We start from the raw sequence: 527 nt of genomic DNA, 5'->3' as shown, positions 1-527 counted from the left end.
CCCAAGGCTGTCGCCATCAGCCACCGCAGCGCTGCCGCCATGCTCTTCTGGGCTCGCGACTGCTTCTCCCCCGAGGAGCGCTCCGGAGTACTGGCCAGCACCTCCGTCTGCTTCGACCTCTCCGTCTTCGAGCTCTTCGTCCCCCTCTGCTTCGGCGGCAGCGTCGTCCTCGCCGACAACGCCCTCCAGCTTCCGTCCCACCCCGCCGCTTCTCACGTCACCCTCCTCAACACCGTCCCCTCCGCACTCTCCGAGTTGCTTCGCGGCGCGGGCCTTCCACCCTCCGTCCGCACCGTCAACCTCGCGGGCGAGCCGCTTCCTCGCGCCCTGGTGTCTCGCGCCTTCCAGGTGCCCACCCTCCAGCGCCTCTTCAACCTCTACGGCCCTTCCGAGGACACCACCTATTCCACCTGGGCCCTCCTCGATGCCGACGCGACGGGCACCCCTCCCATTGGGCGCGCCATCGCCAACTCCCAGGTGTACCTGCTGGACCGCTTCGGCCAGCCGACTCCCTTCGGCGTCCCGGG

At 69.4% G+C, this 527-nt stretch carries 1 protein-coding gene; it reads left to right on the top strand.

The annotated features are described in order from the left end of the window. On the top strand, window positions 1-527 hold a 527-nt coding region (locus tag AABA78_RS38870; RefSeq protein ID WP_338270588.1), incomplete at both ends, for an AMP-binding protein.

It is taken from the genome of Corallococcus caeni, from assembly GCF_036245865.1.
GTDB classification, from domain to species: domain Bacteria; phylum Myxococcota; class Myxococcia; order Myxococcales; family Myxococcaceae; genus Corallococcus; species Corallococcus caeni.
Note: the sequence above shows the minus strand (reverse complement) of the source record. Positions and strands in the feature narration are given on the sequence as shown.